The following is an 18,906-nucleotide window of genomic DNA, read 5'->3' on the forward strand; positions in this document are numbered from 1 at the left end:
TTTTCCCTACGGTGGCATTAAAAAAACTCCGGCAGTTTTCACCGCCGGAGCTAACCAATTTAACTTAACCCAATATTTACTTCAATCTCTTAATTGCTTGGCAATCCATCCAGGCGCATTGCGCTAACCACCATTACGTTGGTAATGTAAAGCATCTCATCTCCGCTGTCTTCAAACGCACCGTTTATACCAAAGGGCCAAAAATGCAGGCCATCGCCATACATACCGGCGTTAGCATCGCATGTGAGAAAGCGTAGCGCAAACAATGCATTTTTACCCTGGTAAACGCCATTCTGGATAAGCACACCCCACATCCAATGCTGCCCCACACCTAAAGTATGCGCAATTTCATGTAATATGGTACCCGTACGCTGATAACTGGCATTGGCTCCCACCCGAATAGAACCATCAAAACTGGCATCGGCAGTTGGCGTGCCCGGGCTGTAACTTACATTAAGGTGCTTAACTATGGGCGTAAAATTATTATACAGATAAACTGCCTGGTCTAAAGATGCCTTTATCCTTTTATTAGCCGCTTTCACATCATCAGCAGCAGATGGGTCTTCGTAAAAACTGTATGTTAAATTACCCATTTGTACCGTGGTGAATTTTACAACTGCACCATAACCAGTAATGCCCATTGCTGTGGTGGCAAAAGCCCTGTAGTAATAAATTGTGGAAGGTTTAAGATCGTTTATCCTCATTAAAAACGCACGTTCATCTTTTACGTTCAAAACCTTTCTATCACCTGCGGAGGGTATTGGGTTCTCGCTTATTAACACACCCGATTCTTTGATGGTTGTAGCCGAATTAATACTACCTTTTACAAAAGCGATGGTGGCACCTGCAAGAGATGCGGTATCTGTAGTTACAACCGGCGCCGGTTCTGTAATGGTTTTAAAGGTAATATCGTTACTGTAAACCACTTTGCCGCCGCCGGATATAAAGCTGCGCACATGGTAGGTGGTATTATGAATTAATTTATTAATGCTGGCCTGGAAAGTACCGTTACCATTTACGGTAGATGCCTTTGCCACGCTATCGGTAATTTGGGGGTTTGCTGTAATACCCCAACATACGCCCCTATCGGTAACAGCGCTGCCGGCCTTACCGGTTACCCTGGCATATACCACCGCATTGACTATCGTAATTTTGGATATTGAATCTACAACCACTGTTAAACTATCCTTGGCTACAGGGCTAACAACTATCGGCGTAACAGGCTGCGCAGGACTCTCCTTTTTGGTGCAACCTGCTAAAGCAAAAATCGACCACAAGCACAGGAATTCGGCAATCTTTTTCACTATTGTTTTGTTAAAATATTGCGGCACAATGGCCCTATAGCGACAGAGGCATTTTTGTTATAGCAACAAAAATGCCTCCGGGCCGCTTTAGATAATACCCAATTATTAGTTTCTGAACAGTTTGAGCTTAAGCACCTGAAAGTAACTTCCCGGATCACCGCTACCAACAACGTTCCCCAAAAATCCAATTGATACCACCTGCGGCGAGGTCAATACAAATTCAAAGGTTTTTGTTTCTTTAACACTTGGAGACGTTTTGCCTATTGCTGCGCCGTTAAACAAACTGGCATACCCTAATGATGAAGTAAGATTAGCCAATACCGGGATGCCGGTGCCGCCCGCTGCTGCGATACAATATACCGTTGAATTTGCCTGTATCTCAGAATAATAGGTAAACGAAACCTGGTAGGTACCGGCAGGTAAAGCCGCCGATGTTGGCTGGTAAACTATACCGTTCACTACTGGTGTATTACCCCATGTTTCCCAGTTGATAATGCCGCCTTCGTCGGCAGAGAAGCCGCCGTTGGTACCGCCGTCTTTATTTTTTGCCGCGGCGTTAGTTATCCATGGCGCAGCAAGTACACCCCATCGACCACCAGATGTTGCCCTTGTAAAAGGCCCGGTGTTTGACAGGTAAATGCTGGTTACTTCGGCTTTTACGCTATGATCCTGAAAATCAGTATAAAAAATATCTATAGCGGTTTTATTTGGCTTAAAAGCACTACGGTAGCTAATAGATGCACCTGCTTTATATTTTGGCAGCGATGTGCTTTGGCCAGTAACCTGCGATGTAATTAAGGTATCGTGCAGTTTATTGTTAACATCGGTGTACCTAATTTGCATAGAAAGCAAACCATCATCGGCGTTTACATCTGCCCAGTTGATCAGTGCAGAGCCATCTGCCTGTAGTTCGGCTTTGGCTATACCCCTGTTAGATAATGAAGCCTGATACTGATCGCCGTACACGGTGCCGGCCAACGTTACCGGGATAGAAATATGCCCTTCGTTATCATAAGTGCGTATCTCAAAAGTCATCACGCCTTCGGGCAGGTTTGGTACAAGCAACTTAGCGGTATCTACGCCATTTGTACGGGTTACTGCGGTTTCTATCGAATCCAGCTTACTGTTCCAGTACACCTTGTATTTCACGATTTTAGGGTCGGATGTAAAAAGGCCTGTTAAGAGCACCCTGTTCTTACCAGAGAATATCTTTACCGAATCGAGCTTGCCAGGGTACGAGATTGCTCCGTTTGGCTCGTACTTCTTTTTGTAATCATCCATTTTAGTGCAGGCGCCCAGCGCCGAGATTATGAGCACTAAAAGGAAGTATGGTATGTTTTTATATTGTTTCATAATTGAAATTAAATTTAAAAATGCCGCTACACTGTTACTTACCAAATAACGTAAACTCGGCTATACTCATAAAGTACGACCCCGTCCAGTTACGTAAATTTCTGATCCTGATGTATCGATACGCCGGAAGCCCTGCCGGGAAATCGAAGCCCCATCCATTATGCCCATAATTGTAATCAGCAGCGGTTTCGGTGCCCGAAGCAGATCCCGATGGTTTCACTACGTTGCAAGTAATCAACTTTGTCCACGATGCATCTAAATTACCGTTAGGGTTTGGCGAATTAGAGCCCCATATTTCAAAATCGCGCGGGTTACCCCTTACATAAAACACAGTACCAAGTTCCTGGTATGGGTAAAGTATAAAGCGGCTGAATACACGTTGCTTGCCTAAATCTAACGTTACCATTTGCGGGCTGCCTGCGCTTTCTACGGTGAAGAGACAATTTGGCCAGTATGGGTTGGCGTCACCATCAATCATTCTGGCAACAGTGTTAGAAGAATACAGGGGTGTGGCATCCTGCGGCAACGTATAAGCCGACCAATCGAGTTTGGAGAACTGCTCCTCAAAAAACGGAGTAAGGTTTAGAAATAATGTATCAGACCTGTTCAGGAACCTATCGCGCACAAAAAAAGCATATTTCCTGTCAACAGGAGGCTGCCCTCTTACCGTTGCTGTTATAGCTGCGCTGTTGCTGTAAACATTATCCATCCCCTTAGGTTGTACAAACTGGCCATTTTTGGCCGTATCAACCAAAGGCACTATAGCCAAATTATCTTTAGTTGGGTTATCGGCAGTGATGTTGAACCCGCCAAAAGTGGCTGTTACTTTAAGTGAATTAAATGCCAGCTCATATGGTGGCGTTAAAGGTTTTACAGTAACGCTAACCGGTGCAGAAGCTTTTTCACTGGAGTTTACCGCATATAGTTTCACCACATGCTCTTCTGTATCACCAAAGCCATCTACCGTTAAGGTATTGGAATAGCGGGATGCGATTACCTCGCGCGATTTACCCGGCGAGGTTTCATAAACCGCCCTTACATAAAACAGGTCGCCATCGGTTGGCAGGGCATAGGTTAAAACCGCCAGGCCGCTTTTATTCTCTACCTGCACATTGCTAACCACGCCGGGGGCGTTGGTATTGTTCGTAAGCGGCTTATTAAGCGTTTCCTGCTTGCAGCCAGATGCTATTACGGCTAACAGCCACATGCAAAAAGCAATTTGTAATTTCATTGATTTCATGCTAATGTTTTTATTGTTAAACATTTAATTAAATACTTTTACCAGTTAGGGTTTTGCACCAGGTTCTGGTTCACAAGTAAATCACTCTCTTGAATTGGCCACAAGTAATCGCGCGGTATAACAAAGCGCCTGGAGTAGATAGACCGCTCCCGGTAATACAACTCCGGCGAATTTTCGCTAATTGACCAACCTGTTACGTTGTTATTGAGTTCAACACCGGCTGTTTTCCAACGCAAAAGATCCCAATAACGCTGCCCTTCAAAACAAAGCTCAACGGCACGCTCGCGCTGTATTATAGCACGCAAACCATCTTTAGTGGTGTACTTTGTTGGGTTGATGCTAAAGTTTGTCCATGAATCCTGCACGGTAGGCAAGCCGGCTCTTTCTCTCACACGGTTTAAATATTCGTAAGCAGCTGCGCCGGGGCCTTGTGCTTCGTTCAACGCTTCTGCGTAAAGCAGATACAGGTCGCCTAAACGCATCTCCGGCCATGGATAATTTAAATAAGTAACGGTTGCCCATTCATAGTGCCAGTTAAGTGCCTTTTTCATGTAGAAACCGGCAATAGGTATTGGCGACGACTGGCCAATTTCGGCACCGCGCGATTTTAACCACCAGGTGTCAACATCGGTTTTTGTTGGGCTGTTGGCCATGTACCAAACACCACGGTCAAAACCAAGATCGGCGTAGTAGCGTGGCTCCCTGTCGAAATTAAGCCTGGCGGTTGTCTCACCTTCCTTTATATAAAAACGCTCATCGTGGTTACCCACACGCAGTTTAGCTATATTGCTAAAATCAAGTGTTTTATCTTCGTTAATAGGCACGCCATTTTTGGTGTAGAACATTTTGGCCATTTTTATGGTAGGGCCAAGCAGCGGGCGGTTTGCCGATTTTGCGGCATCAGCATTGTTAAAATCGTACTGGCCGGCACACATCGACTGGAAGAACGAGCTAAACCCAATGTTATTTACCGTTAGCCCCCAAATCAACTCGTCGTTCCATTTTTCGCTCATAGCGTTCCTGATGCTCATCTGCGTCATGGTGCTATCGCTTAGTTTAACTGTTTGCGCCGGGAACTTGTACAAATGGATGTTTTGCGATTCACACGCATCAATCGCTGCTTTGCAAGCATCAGCAGCAACCTGCCATTTCTCGGCACTGTAAGTGGAGTTGAATAATAGTTCTCCGTCTTTATTCTTGAATGAATTATAATCGGGGTTACCGTTAAAAAGCGGACTTGCGGCAGTTACCAATAACCTTGCTTTCATACTTAAAGCAATTGGCTTGGTTAAGCGGCCCAGGTCGCTGCCCTCGTTTTGGATAGTCAGCGGCAGTTTGGAAGCTGCCAGATCATATAAGCCTGCTATATAAGCCACAACCTCATCAACCGGGCGGCGTTTTACCCTTACGTCTTCTATAGATGCATCTATAGCCTGGTTTTTATCAATGATGGGGATAGGCCCATAGGCGCGGAATAACTGGAAATGATAAAAGGCCTTTAAAAATTGCGCCTCGGCTATCCAGCGCTCGCGGGTATCTATATCCAGATCGCGCACCTTGGTAAGGTCGCTTACGTTTTCCAGGAAAACGTTACAATCGCGTATGGCGCGGTAGTTTCCGGCTGCATCCCTAGTACCGTTCATAAAATTGGCAATAGGATCTGATGAGTTTTGGAACCCCCTTGGCAACTGTAGTACGTTGGTAGACCGTATGTGGTTGGCAGGGTCTTCTACCCAAACTTCATCACCCGCCGTGAGGCCCACATTGTAAGTTGGATCGGCCCCGGTTGGCAAGTACGAGTAACAGGTAAACAGGTATTTCTCAGCCTCGGCTTTAGACACAAAGGCGTTGGCTATTGTAGAAACGTTATCCGGCACAACATCCAGAAAGGGTTTCTTGCACGATGAAACTGGCAGCACCAATATAAAAGCGCCCATTAACAAGGCGGTTGCCCCCTTTGGTGCGCTGCCTGATATGGCGAGCTTAATTTTTTGTATATAATTAGTTTTCATATAATTAATTTGAAAGCTTTTAAAATTCTACCCTTAAGCCTAAGTTAAACACACGTTGAATAGGGTACCCTAAACCTGATGCACCCATCTCCGGATCCCAAAGCTTAAAGCTGCTAAGCGTTACCAGGTTTAGCCCGTTTACATAAATACGTGCGCTGCTTAAATGAATGTTTTTAAGGGCGTTTTTGCTGAAGTTGTAACCAATCTCTGCCGATTTAAGGCGCACGAACGAACCGTTACGCAACCACCAGGTTGATGCCTGCGTGTTATTGCCCTGTATCTGGGTGCTTAAGCGGGGATAAAATGCATAAGGGTTACGGTTATCTTCAGACCAATGGTCGTTTGCTATAGCGCTGAGCAACCCGCTTTGGTTACCGCTGTTTAAGCCGTTTGACTGTAAGCCATTAACCAGGTAAAAAGGAGAAATATCTGCCGAGTTGATTAAGAAGGACGAACGTGCAGAACCCTGAAAGAAGGCGCTGATATCGAAGTTTTTATAGCCTACAGAAAAACCAAAGCCATAAATGATCTCAGGTACCTGTGGGTAACCAATAGGCACCACATCAGAGCTGGATATTTTACCATCGCCGTTCATGTCGCGGTATTTAATATCACCCGCTTTGTAATCTCCAAAGCCTTGTACCGGCGAGTTGGCCACATCCATATCGTCGATAAACAAACGCTCGGCAACAAGGCCGTATAGCTGGCTTAAAGAGTTGCCTACGCGCGTAAGGTATTGCAGGTTATCAGGATAAACCGGCTCTTCGTTTTTAAGCAGCTTGCTTTTTGCATAAGTAAGCGTACCGCGCGATTGCACCCAGAATGAAGAGCTAACGTTCATCTTGTAATCCATAGCAACATCTACACCCTTACTTGATGATTTACCAGCATTTGATGATATATTGGCTTGTAAACCCATTGATGTAGGTATGGTAGTACGCACCAATAAAATATTATCGCGGTTTTGCTGATAAGCATCTAACGTAAGGTTAAAGTTTTTGGCTACCGTTAAATCCATACCAATATTCAGCTGGCGCGATTGCTCCCAGGTGATGTTCTGGTTTTCGTAACGGTAGGTTACTACTCCTGGCCTGCTATAAGTATAATTGGTACCGAACTGGCCGATGCTGCCATTGTTAAGGTTCACATCAGAGAGGTAAAAGAAACGGTCATTGGCCGAGCCTATCTGGTCGTTACCCACCAACCCATAGGTAAACCGGAATTTCAGGTTATCTATTGTAGACAGCAGCGGTTCAAAAAATTTCTCGTTGGAAACCACCCAGCCCGCACCTACCGATGGGAAGAAACCAAAACGGTGGTTGGCCGCAAAACGCTCGGAGCCGTTATAACCAAAGTTAAATTCAAACAGATAGCGGTTATCGTAGCCGTAAGTTAACCTACCCGATAAGCCTTGGTTACGCGATGGTAACGACAATTGCAGCGTTTGCGCGTTGCCGGTAAGATAGTTACGCATGGTACCAATAAGCAAGCCGCTCACAGCGTGTTTTTTGGCAAACGTGCGGTTATAGTTAATAGCCGTTTCTATATAGGTAATAGAGTTAGCCACATTTGCCTGCGGGTTTTGATTATAGGTTAGATACTCGGTTGGTGTAGCACCAATGCTTCCTGTCTGCCCGTTGTTGAGCAAACTTAAACCACTAAACGCTCCGTTTGTTACGTTTGATTGGTAGTAGTATGGGCTATACTGGCGCGATACGGTGAAGTACGAATAACGGGTGGTGTAACCCATTGCCCTTGCAGATAAACCCTCGGTTATAAAATCGAGTTTTTGGCTTAAGTTTAATTGTGCCGTTAGCGTACTGGTGTTTGAACTTTGAAAACCAGATAGCGATTGCGCGTAGGGGTTCATGTAAAGTGCGCCGCCCGGGATGATGGCATTACCAAAAAGCGGGTGCTCCACGTAAGGTAATAAACTACTTGGATAAATTGCCGGGAAAGCCACCGGGTTGCTCCACAAAGCATTTAAAAAAGTATAGCTACCGCCACCTATTGGCCCTTGATAGCTATCAAACTGACCCTTTAAGCTTACCACCGCTTCGGTGCTTTTGGTTAGGTTTAAAGTTGTATTTGATAGTATGGAGTACGATTGCAGCTTAATATTGTTGCTGAAATTGTTGAGGCTATTTTCGGCAAGGTTACCATTATCTATATTATAGGTCATGGCCAGGTAGTACTTGGCTTTTTCGCCACCACCGCTGGCGTTCATGTTGTACCGTTGGTTATTGGTTTTGGTTTTTATCAATTGCTTTATCCAATTGTTGTTTGGGTACAGCAAAGGATCATCGCCCGCAGCGGTATGGTCTATCTTATTTTGCGAATAAGGTAAAACGCCCAGCGGGTTACGGGTTAATACTGCTTCGTTGGCCAGCGTCATGTAAGTAATGTTGTCTGCCAGCTGAATGTTCTTGATATTAGATGATGTGGAGTTTTCTGCACGCACGTTAAATTTAACGGTACCTGCTTCGCCTCGTTTTGTAGTTACCAGTATAACGCCGTTTGCACCGCGTGCACCGTACAATGATGATGCAGTAGCATCTTTCAATACCGAAAAACCGGCAATATCATCTGGCTGCAAGCGGGCAAGGTCGGTAGTAGACGATTCGATACCATCTATCAGTATCAGGGGATCTACCTTACCTGCACCAAAAGTGCCCACCCCACGAATAAAGAACTGGGCATTATCTGCACCCGGCTCGCCGCTTCGCTGATAAGATATCATGCCCGGCACAACACCGGCAAGCATGGTTGTTAAGTTACTGGTAGAACCTTTGAGCTGTTTGGTGCTCACGCTGGTGATTGAACTCACCAGGCTTGCCTTTTTCTGGGTACCGTAAGCAACAATTGCTACCTCGTTCAAGTTATTTTCGCTCTCTGCCAAAACAATATCAACAATGTAGGTACCGTTGCTTAAAGCAGTATAATCTTTAAGACTTACACTCTGGGTTTGATACCCAACAGATGTAATGGTTAATTTACTGTTGCGGGGTACATCTAATTTATACCGGCCGTTAACATCGGTTGTTTTACCGTTAGTAGTCCCATCTACTTTTACGGTTGCGCCAGGTAGGGGGCCTACCTTGTCTTTTATTACTCCCTCAACGTGTACATTCTGCGCTATTGCGGCCGAACTTAACATCGTTAGTGCCATTATTGGCAGTAGTTTAAAAGTATAAAGCAATTGTTTGTATAGTTTTTCCATATAATAATTTTAGGTTTTGTTCTGCGGTGCCGCGCATTCTTTTTACTGGCCATTTTGATTTTACTTTTCCTTTTCCTATCCCATAATTGATTTTTTTAGAGTTTTTTATTATTGTACATTTAACACTTAAAAATTTTTAGCCGTCAAAAAGCTTCAGCATGGTTTTTAAACATGCGAAGGCACCAAACCAAATAGCAAAAATCTAAATGGTTGAGACTGCAGGCCCAGGATATCTTCCGACACCCAAAAGGCGTTTGATCTAAAAAGTATTTTGTTAATATGGCTGCCCAAAACATATCCGCGGGCAACGCTCGATTTATAATTGAACAATTTTAATCAACTGCCACGGGTAAAATCACTACTATTCTATTGGATTGTAATACGATTTTTTTGAAAAATGCGACTAGGCAGGTTTAGGCACTTAACTGGCCGCTTTTATGACTTTCAACAATCAAATACTAAAGCGCGTAGCGGGTCGTGAATTTTCTGATTGAGGCTTAGCGCAAACCTGTGGATACAACAACAAGCGGTTATTATTGTATAAAAAACAATTAATATACAATAGAATGAAGTTTTTAAAGGGTTACTAAATAAGGTTGAAGTGCAGCCTCCGTAGCAGGCGCATTTAAGACGCTGAGGTATCAGGGACATCCAGAGCGCTGGCGGGCCGTGCCCAAAACACATTACCGCTATTTGCGTATGCTTTAAATACAACAAATTTTTTTTAAAATAAATTCTATAAATTCCATAGAATTTATAGAATTTATTTACATTTGCATCGAAACGTTCTTTTAAACTTATCCAGAAAGACCGAGGGAATGGCCCTATGACGTCTTGGCAACCTATTATTTAAGGTGCTAATTCCAACTCCTGCCAAAACAGGAGAAAGATAAGAGTGCAAGTTTTCAACTTGTTAAGCGGTAAATCTCACCTCGCTTTCTGGCCTGTTTAAATCAAAATTTAATTAAATTACCATGAAAGTTTACCTCGATAACGCCGCAACCACCCCACTTGATAAAGAAGTGTTCGAAGCCATGACGCCATACCTGCTCAATCATTTCGGCAACCCATCATCGCAGCACCAGCATGGTCGCGAAGTAAAACAAGCCATTGAAAGCTGCCGCAAAATCATTGCCGGTTTGCTCAATGCTTCGCCCAACGAAATCATCTTTACCTCCGGCGGTACCGAAGCCGATAACACGGCCATATTAACAGCAGTGCGCAGTGCTGGCATAAAGCACGTCATCACCACACGGTTCGAACATCATGCCGTATTGAGCTTGTTGGAGCACCTCGAAAAAACCGGCGAAATAGCCCTAAGCTTCATCGCTCATGACGAGAAAGGTAATCTGGATCTTAACCATCTGGAGTACTTGCTCGTTACCAACCCGCTAAGCCTGGTGTCGGTAATGCACGCCAACAACGAAATTGGCAATCTTAACGATATAGAACAGATAGGCGATATCTGCGAAAAGTACGATGCGCTTTTCCATACCGATACAGTGCAAACCATGGGCCATTACCGGCACGATGTAAGCAAGCTTAAGGTTCATTTCCTGGCTGCATCTGCCCACAAATTTCATGGGCCAAAAGGTATAGGATTTTTATATTGCCGGCAGGGCCTAAGGCCTGCCAAATTACTACATGGCGGCGGGCAGGAAAGATCGTTGCGTGCAGGTACAGAAAACATCCCTGGTATCATTGGCCTCACCAAAGCATTGCAACTGGCTTATGCCGATATAGATGGGCACCGGCAATATATACAGCAATTGAAAGACCTGCTCATTGCCGGGCTTACCCAAACGCTGCCGGGCGTAAATTTCAACGGCAATTCGGCCCTTGCGGATAAAAGCTTATATACCGTGCTCAGCATCAATATGCCCTCGTTAAACCCCAACCTGCTGCGATGTTTGGACGAGTATGGCATATCTGTATCGGGCGGGAGTGCCTGTAGCAGTGGCTCATCGTCGCACGTACTTAGTGCGCTTGGCGTTGAAGCAGGTAGAGATACCATCCGGTTCTCCTTTAGCAAATTCAACACCCCGGAAGAGATAAATTATGCTGCCGCTAAACTCGCAGCCATTTATCAGTTGATTGCAGCATAACGGCGCAAAGCAAATAAACTCAGTTAGTGGCAATTTATTCCTGAACAAGAGAGAACAGCCACAGTATTTACAGGCTCTTCTTATTACGCAGCAAACATGGTGGAGTGGCCGAGTGGTTAGGCGGGAGTCTGCAAAACTCCTTACGATGGTTCGAACCCATCCTCACACCTCGAAAATTAAAAATGAAACTGAATTATTTATATACCCTGCTGACAGCATTAACTATTTGCACTACGGCGAATACCTATGGTTGCGTGCCCGATACGCCTGCACGGGTACTGGTGGTAATTGCACACCCCGATGATGAAAGTGAAATGGCCGTTACCCTATACAAAATAGCCAAAGAACATCACGGCAAGGTAGATATTGCAGTGATTACCAATGGCGAGGCAGGTTATAAATATTCAACCCTTGCCGAGGCATATTATAACATCAGCCTCACCAACGAACAGGTAGGCCGCCGAAAGCTGCCCGCCATCCGAAAACAGGAACTCAAAAACGCAGGGCGTATCCTTGGCGTCCACCGTTACTATTTCATGAATCAGCCCGATGCACATTTTACCCTGAACGAACGGGAACCGATTGATACCAGTTGGAATGTGCCCTTCGTGAAAAAAGCCTTGCTTACTGCGCTCAGCAAAAACCAGTACGATATTGTGCTTACCCTTTTACCCCTGGCCCAAACACACGGCGCGCATAAAGCCGCTACCCTGCTGGCCTTGGAAGTTGTTAATAGCCTCCCCGCAAACAAGAGGCCGGTTGTATTGGCAGTAGCTACCCGCGATAAAGGCAATGCAGTGCCGGATTACCGCAACAATGACAAGTATCCCCTTTGCCACACTATTGCCGATACGGCCAGTTTTTTTACCGACCGCACGCAATGCTTCAGCTACATGAACCGGGTGAACTATAAGGTTATTGCGAACTGGGAAATTGCCGAACATAAATCGCAGGGGTACACCCAAATGACGATGAACGTTGGCGACCTGGAAGCGTTTTGGAGTTTTAGCCTGAATTCGCCAACCAGGCTTGATTGGTGCAGGGGCTTGTTCGAGGTTTTAAAAAGCCCGCCACCGGCAATGGCTAAAACTGTTTATTGAGCTTATCGGCAAGTACCGTTTTTTGATGCAGCGCGAATTGGTTTTTCCATAACCAACCCGTTTTTAAAAAATAAAAGTGCCGGAATATTGCGAACACGACATCTCTTTGGCGTCTCGGGATAAAATCGGCCTGGTGAGGTAAATTTGTACCTTTTTTTGCGCCATTAATGAAAAAACACGCAAATTTTAGCTGGTAATTCTGGCTGAATTAAAAGAGCAGCACCCGTTATTTCATCAACTCCCGCTGGATGTTGAACAAAAATTCAAACAGGTTCATCTCGGTAGGTATCTGCAATTTTTTGCGCAAACGGTAGCGGCTTACCTCCACCCCACGTACAGATATGGCCATCAGCTGGGCTATCTCCTTGCTCGATAAATTCATGATGAGATAGGCGCAAAGCTTCAGTTCCTGCTGGTTGATGGTGGTGTAGCGATCCTTAAGCAACGATAAAAAGCCCGCATGCACCCTATCGAAATGGATAGAGAATTGCTCCCATTGCTCGTTCAGCTTATCTTCTTCGGTAAGCATACGCTGTATCTTTTTGATCTCGGCCACCTCCACGGTGTCTTTACCCTGTTTTTGCAGACGTAGCAACTCTTCTCGCACTTTGGTCAAAAACTCCTTTTGCTGCACCAGGTTCAAGGCGGAGGAAGCCAGTTCGGAAGTTTTGAACTCTACCTCGGCCTGCAGTTTCTCGTTCTTCAGGTTGGCAAATTCTTTCTCCGACCGTTCAAGTTCAAGTTGGTGCTGGTAGGCTAACTGCTGCTGCTCTTCCTGGTTCTTTTGCTGCTGCAAAAGCAATTCCTTTTGTTGTTTTATAATATGGCGCTTCTCCTGTTTTTGGTAAATGAGATACAGCCCGCCCGCAATGGCAATAATATATAAGCCGTAAGCCAAAATAGTTTGGTACCATGGTGGGTGGATGGTGAAAGTGTACACCGTAACAGCCGATTCGTTATTATGATGGTTACGGGCTTTTACTTTGAAGAAATACCTGCCTGCAGGCAGGTTGGTATAATCCTTTTCCGCCCGTTTGGACCAATCTGACCATTGCTTATCAAAACCCTCCAGCAAATAGCTGTACTCCACATTAGATTGCTCCTCAAATACCGGTGACGAATACTCGAAATGCAGTGAGTTGAATGCATAGCCCAAATCCAGCGCATCGCTTGCAGATGGCTTATCATCTCCGCCGGTGTTGCTACCATACCCCCCAAAAAGCAAGCTATCGGTACCCGAACCCGACCGCACGCTGCGGATGTAAACCTTTAGCGGGCGGATATTCTGTTTATACCTGGCATAGTTAATATGGTAAAACCCGTTCTCACTGCCAACGAATATATTTTCGGCGTTGATAGGGTAAACATTCTCAAAGCCGCTTAGAATGCGGTTGTTCAGCTCGGGGAAGTTGATAATGGTTGGCGCTGCCGAGTAATCTACCACACCCAGGCTTTTCCCTTCTACAAACCAAATATTACCCAGGTTATCTTCTTTTAAATATCTTATACCCCGCGTACCAAAAATCGCTTTAAACTGTTGCGAAGGCGCAAATTTGTCGGCCCGTGCGTCATACGCATAAATACCTTTTTCTGTGGCCACCACAACACGGCCTTTTACCTTAAACACAAAGTTATTAAGTGCCGATGGCAGCCCCTGCTCTTTACCGTAGTTCTTAACTTTTTTTGTTTCGGGGTTAAGGCAATAAACACCGCGGTATGGGTGCGATGTCCAGATCATATTATCTTCATCTACCTCCAAAAACCTTGCAGACTCGAAATAGGTACCCAGCGTCCCCTTGTCGGTAAGCTTTGCGCCACTATCATCAAACAATCGCACGCCATAATAATTACCCGCCGCTATCAGCGGCTGCTTAAGACTGTTTAGGTATGGCTGGAATATCCAAAACCCGGTGGCATTATAGATGGGTACGATTTTGCCGTCTTCCACTTCAAACAAACCATCATCCTTGCCTGCAAGCAGGTGTCCACCAGCCGCCATAATATTCCAGGTTTGCCCTTCGGCGGCTATCTTGAAGTTGTTTTTCACGTAGCTCAGGTCGCCCATATCTGTTACCGGCACCTGGTAAATACCGTTAGATAAGGCAAAGTAGAGGCGGTTATGGTAAAATGCCGTGGCATAACCGCCGCCATCTTTAAATATGGCGGGGCTAATATGCTTTACCGCGTTGTTGTAGGCTATAAAATCGATGCCGTTATCCAGACCCAGCCAAACATTGTGGTTGGCATCTGCAAACATACAGCGCACGAACATATTCTGCAGCCCTTCTTTCTTGGCTATATTCTCTATCACCTGCCCCAGGCGGTCAATCTGGTAAACACCATTTAAATAAGTGCTAATAAGATAAGTACCATCATCTAAGGCTAATGCTGCCGAAAAGTGCTGATGATTATCTATTCCATCACCGCTTAGTGTGAAGCTTCGTAACGTACTATCGCTCAAAACAAAAACGCCATTCTTGGCTGTGGTTACGAGGCTAAACGAGGTGCTGTATTTGGATATAGAAGTAATGTAAAATTCATTGGGCAAATCCTTTTTGGCAATGAAGGGCTGCCAATTGCCGTCGACATATTGTAAGAGACCTTTTTGCTCGTCGTGCGCCAGCAACTTATCCAGGTGGTAGCCCATAAATAACCACGACCGGGCATGATAAACCGTTATTTTGCCTTTGCTGTATTTGAATATCTTATCGTTAGATCGGAAAAAAACATCATCCTTAATACTGACGATATCCCACAGGTCAGAAAAAACCTGATCCGCTTTGGGGATAAGTGCTTTAAGCGATGTAAATACCAGCGAGCCATTTCTACCCGGCGAAAAATAACCTATCTCGTCCTGCCCGCCTACGTATAATTTTTTATCGGCTCCAAACTCCAGCGAGCGAACGATAGTGCGGTTTGGCAAAGGGAAAAGTTGCCAGTTGGAGCCATCATAAACCAGCACGCCCTCGTTATTGGCAAAATACATGCGTCCTTGTGCATCCTGGCGTATTTTCCAGTTCTGCGTACCGCCATTGTACTGCCGTTTTTCATAATTAATGGTTTTGCGTTGCGCTATGTAGGCCTGCGACAGCGCAAAGTTTGCCCACGCAACAAATAAAATTACGGTTAAGTATTTTAAAAACAGCACTTTATACCGGTCACGAAACATCTATTATTATTGGTTTGATGGTTGAACGAATATCGGCTTTTTTTGCTTTGTTGTAGTAGTGATGTAGTGCATTATTCTTTCATGCGCTAACGCATAGCCTACATTTGAACCCGTGAACCAGCGCATCCGGCGCTTTTTGTAAACCAATTATAAACACATACTTTATCTATGACCTATTAACCGCGTGCATTTTTATGCACCTAAAAACCTTTTATGAGAAAACTTTTACAACCAACAACGGGCTCAGCCCCAAACCAATTAATTATAACTAACATTTAACCTTATGCAATTTAAACTCAAGTTTCTTGTGGTTATAGCTTTGCTATTTTTTGTTAGCGAGGCTTATGCACAATCCCTCCGCTTAACCGGTAAAGTAACCCAAAAATCCGACGGGCAAGGCGTGCCCGGCGCATCTGTTGCCATTAAAGGCACAACTATCGGCACTGTAACAGATATAAACGGTAATTATACGCTAACCGTGCCGCAAAACGGCGGCGTTATCGTGGTATCGTTCATCGGCATGGTATCTGTTGAACGCCCTGTAAACACTGCTGGCGTAGAAAACTTTGTTTTGGATGATAACACCCAGGCATTGAACGAAGTAGTGGTAGTAGGCTACGGCACACAAAAAGTAACCAATATTTCGGGTGCGATATCCGTAGTAAAAGCCTCGGATATCAAAAAGCTTAACGCGGTGCGTACCGAAGAAGTACTGCAAGGGCAGGTTTCGGGTGTTACGGTGATACAGTCCGGCTCACCAGGCGCCAAGCCGGCGGTATTGGTGAGGGGTATCCCCTCTTTCTCGGGTAACGACCCAACCGTAGTGGTAGATGGTTCCATCCAGTCGCTTGATGATCTGAACTCCATCAACCCTTCGGATATCGAATCCATCAACGTGCTGAAAGATGCTGCAACCACAGCTATTTATGGTCTTAAGGGCGGCAACGGCGTTATTGTGGTTACTACCAAAGGCGGCCGCAAAAACCAGAAGACCGAATTCTCTATCAACAGCAATTACGGCGTACAGGATGTTTCCCGTCGTATTGGCGTGTTGAACGCCGCTGAATACGGTGCCATTGTAAATGAAGGCAGCGTAGCATCGGGCGGCAACATTATCTTCCCGGACCTGTCTGTATTAGGCACAGGTACCAATTGGCAAAAGGAGATTTTCAAAACCGCACCTATGCAATCGCACAATATCTCGGCGCGCGGCGGCAGCGATAAAATGACTTATTTCCTTTCGGGAGGGTACCTTAGCCAGGGCGGTATAGTAGGCGGCTATGATAAATCGCACTTCAACCGCGGTACCTTTACGGCTAACCTTACTTTCGATTTTACATCAAAGTTGAAGTTCATCGTAAACACAACAGGTGTCTTGTTAAACAACAAAGGCGTGGGCGAGAACTCCTTTAACAGCGTTATCGGCAATGCCCTCAACTTCGACCCAACAGTATCTGTTTATAATACAGATGCTAGCGTAAACAGCAAATATGGGTATAGCAATTTGCTATTGTCTGAAATTGCCAACCCACTTACGCAACTGGATAATACGTATAACACCAACACCGGTAGTAAGATTTACGGTAAGTTCGAGTTACAGTACGATATCATCAAGGGCCTTAAAGTAAACAGCCGATTTGGCTACACCAAATACGACGATAAATCTAAAAGCTTTACGCCGCTTATTTTCTACGGCCCGCAAAATGTTGAGAACGGTTTAGATGCAGCCGGCAACCCCATTACGGGCAGGCACAACAGCGTAAACCAAAGCAAATACAGTAACTTTAACTATACATGGGAAAATTTTGCCAACTATAATTTCAATGTGGCAACAGACCACCATTTTGAAACTGTATTAGGTTTTTCTATGGCGAAGGTTACCGGTAACAGCATGAATGTGGGTAGGCAGGATGTTCCTTTCAATTCATGGGAATTTGCCGATTACTCTGCTGCTACAGGTACCAACAGTGCCGATAACCCAAATGCGCAAACCGGCGGATACTACCAGTATTTCCGCAGGAACCTTTCTTACTTTGGCCGTGTTAACTATGATTACAAAAACCGTTATCTGGCATCGTTCTCCGCACGCCGCGATGGTTCGTACGCATTTGGCGTAAACAATAAGTTTGCCGATTTCTACGCGGGCTCCTTAGGCTGGGTAGTTACTAACGAAGAATTCTTCAAACCATCGTTCATCGATTATTTGAAGATCCGCGGCAGCTACGGTGTTACAGGTAACGAAAACGTATCGCCACAGTATAACAAAATTGCCACCGGCGGCCCAGACTATGGCTCAACTGCCAACAGCAATGGCTACAACTATGGCAATGTGTTCTACACCGGTTCAACCCTTGCCTCATCACGCAACGATGATCTGGCATGGGAAAAACAAAAACAAGGCAACATCGGCTTCGATATGACCATGTTCCACAACAAAATTTCTATCTCTGCCGATTATTACCAAAAAAGGGTAAGCGGTTTGTTGTTCACCCCAACTGCGCCAGGCATTTATGGTACTTTACCCGTGCCGCCCTATAATATTGGCTCTACAAAAAGCAGCGGTTTAGATATCAGCATTGCTTATAATGAGAACATAGGTGGCTTTAAGCTGAGCAACACGTTCAACGTTACCACCATCAAAAACATGGTAACTGCTACCAACTCCGATGGTACAGCCCGTATCCTGGGCGGCGGTTTCTTTAACGGGCAGTCGCAAACGGTTACCGTATTTGAGAAAGGCCAAACCCCAGCTTATTTCTACGGCTATAAAACCATGGGCTTGTTCCAGAACGCGGCAGAAATTGCTTCAGCCCCTACCCAATCAGGCGCCCAGCCTGGCGATATCCGCTTTGTGGATACTAACGGCGATGGCGTAATTAACGCATCCGATCAAACCAAAATAGGCGACCCTTTCCCTAACTTTACTTTAGGCTGGAACCTGAATATGGCTTACAAAGGCTTTGATATGAGCGTACTGACTTACGCATCTATAGGCAACGATATCTATCGCGCTTATGAGCGTAACGCCAACTTCAGCAACAAATACCGCGCGGTATTGGCCAGGTGGACAGGCGAAGGCACAACCAACGATGCCCGCTACCCACGCTACTCTTTCACCGACCCTAACAGCAACATCCGAGTATCAGACAGGTACGTAGAAGATGGCTCGTTCGTAAAGGTGAAGAACATTCAGTTGGGTTACACCTTCTCCAAAGCGATGCTGAAAAATGTATTCAAATCTGTAAGGATATACGCCCAGGTAAAAAATGCATTCACCATCACCAAATACAGTGGTTTCGACCCTGAGATCTCAGGCGGCGGCAACTTGCTGGAGAACGGTATCGATAGAGGTGCATACCCACAGGCACGTATTTATGCAGTAGGGCTTGATATTAATTTGTAA

9 protein-coding genes, 1 tRNA gene and 1 riboswitch are annotated in these 18,906 nt (G+C 45.3%); of the genes, 4 read left to right on the forward strand and 6 right to left on the reverse strand.

Going from position 1 to position 18,906, the window contains the following annotated elements:
* Positions 1 to 89: 89 nt before the first annotated feature.
* From E2R66_RS08755 to E2R66_RS08775, 5 genes are all read right to left on the reverse strand, one after another.
* On the reverse strand, positions 90 to 1,304 hold the full coding sequence (locus E2R66_RS08755) for a hypothetical protein (RefSeq protein WP_133228826.1): 1,215 nt from the start codon (positions 1,302 to 1,304) through the stop codon (positions 90 to 92).
* A gap of 105 nt (positions 1,305 to 1,409) precedes the next feature.
* The gene (locus tag E2R66_RS08760) at positions 1,410 to 2,657 is read right to left on the reverse strand and encodes a DUF4998 domain-containing protein (RefSeq protein ID WP_133228828.1); all 1,248 of its coding nucleotides are present in this window, start codon (positions 2,655 to 2,657) and stop codon (positions 1,410 to 1,412) included.
* A gap of 34 nt (positions 2,658 to 2,691) precedes the next feature.
* Complete coding sequence (locus E2R66_RS08765) at positions 2,692 to 3,888, reverse strand: DUF5000 domain-containing lipoprotein (RefSeq protein WP_240049268.1); 1,197 nt, start codon at positions 3,886 to 3,888, stop codon at positions 2,692 to 2,694.
* Positions 3,889 to 3,935: 47 nt separating this feature from the next.
* The gene (locus E2R66_RS08770; RefSeq protein WP_133228832.1) at positions 3,936 to 5,909 is read right to left on the reverse strand and encodes a RagB/SusD family nutrient uptake outer membrane protein; all 1,974 of its coding nucleotides are present in this window, start codon (positions 5,907 to 5,909) and stop codon (positions 3,936 to 3,938) included.
* A gap of 19 nt (positions 5,910 to 5,928) precedes the next feature.
* Positions 5,929 to 9,129 carry a SusC/RagA family TonB-linked outer membrane protein gene (locus E2R66_RS08775; RefSeq protein WP_133228834.1) on the reverse strand — a complete coding sequence of 1,067 codons (3,201 nt, stop codon included), beginning with the start codon at positions 9,127 to 9,129 and terminating at the stop codon, positions 5,929 to 5,931.
* 794 nt (positions 9,130 to 9,923) lie between these two features.
* Positions 9,924 to 10,025, forward strand: a riboswitch (SAM riboswitch).
* 78 nt (positions 10,026 to 10,103) lie between these two features.
* Between E2R66_RS08775 and E2R66_RS08780 the strand changes: the two genes are divergently transcribed.
* From E2R66_RS08780 to E2R66_RS08790, 3 genes are all read left to right on the forward strand, one after another.
* On the forward strand, positions 10,104 to 11,234 hold the full coding sequence (locus tag E2R66_RS08780; RefSeq protein WP_133228836.1) for a cysteine desulfurase family protein: 1,131 nt from the start codon (positions 10,104 to 10,106) through the stop codon (positions 11,232 to 11,234).
* A 98-nt stretch (positions 11,235 to 11,332) separates the two neighbouring features.
* A tRNA-Cys gene (locus E2R66_RS08785) sits at positions 11,333 to 11,404 on the forward strand.
* Positions 11,405 to 11,416: 12 nt separating this feature from the next.
* A complete protein-coding gene (locus E2R66_RS08790; protein ID WP_133228838.1) occupies positions 11,417 to 12,334 on the forward strand; it encodes a PIG-L family deacetylase in 918 nt (305 codons plus the stop codon).
* Positions 12,335 to 12,560: 226 nt separating this feature from the next.
* On the opposite strand, the gene E2R66_RS08795 is transcribed toward E2R66_RS08790, so the two are convergent.
* Positions 12,561 to 15,503, reverse strand: coding sequence for a ligand-binding sensor domain-containing protein (locus E2R66_RS08795; protein ID WP_133228840.1), 2,943 nt, complete (start codon positions 15,501 to 15,503; stop codon positions 12,561 to 12,563).
* 283 nt (positions 15,504 to 15,786) lie between these two features.
* Between E2R66_RS08795 and E2R66_RS08800 the strand changes: the two genes are divergently transcribed.
* The gene (locus tag E2R66_RS08800; protein ID WP_133228842.1) at positions 15,787 to 18,906 is read left to right on the forward strand and encodes a SusC/RagA family TonB-linked outer membrane protein; all 3,120 of its coding nucleotides are present in this window, start codon (positions 15,787 to 15,789) and stop codon (positions 18,904 to 18,906) included.

It is taken from the genome of Mucilaginibacter psychrotolerans (genome assembly GCF_004519315.1).
In the GTDB taxonomy this organism is placed as follows: Bacteria; Bacteroidota; Bacteroidia; order Sphingobacteriales; family Sphingobacteriaceae; genus Mucilaginibacter; species Mucilaginibacter psychrotolerans.

Excerpts from the sequence above, each read along its gene's own strand:
- E2R66_RS08760 (WP_133228828.1), bottom strand. The coding sequence starts at position 2,657 with ATGAAACAATATAAAAACATACCATACTTCCTTTTAGTGCTCATAATC.
- E2R66_RS08765 (WP_240049268.1), bottom strand. The coding sequence starts at position 3,888 with ATGAAATTACAAATTGCTTTTTGCATGTGGCTGTTAGCCGTAATAGCA.
- E2R66_RS08770 (WP_133228832.1), bottom strand. The coding sequence starts at position 5,909 with ATGAAAACTAATTATATACAAAAAATTAAGCTCGCCATATCAGGCAGC.
- E2R66_RS08775 (WP_133228834.1), bottom strand. The coding sequence starts at position 9,129 with ATGGAAAAACTATACAAACAATTGCTTTATACTTTTAAACTACTGCCA.
- E2R66_RS08780 (WP_133228836.1), top strand. The coding sequence starts at position 10,104 with ATGAAAGTTTACCTCGATAACGCCGCAACCACCCCACTTGATAAAGAA.
- E2R66_RS08790 (WP_133228838.1), top strand. The coding sequence starts at position 11,417 with ATGAAACTGAATTATTTATATACCCTGCTGACAGCATTAACTATTTGC.
- E2R66_RS08795 (WP_133228840.1), bottom strand. The coding sequence starts at position 15,503 with ATGTTTCGTGACCGGTATAAAGTGCTGTTTTTAAAATACTTAACCGTA.
- E2R66_RS08800 (WP_133228842.1), top strand. The coding sequence starts at position 15,787 with ATGCAATTTAAACTCAAGTTTCTTGTGGTTATAGCTTTGCTATTTTTT.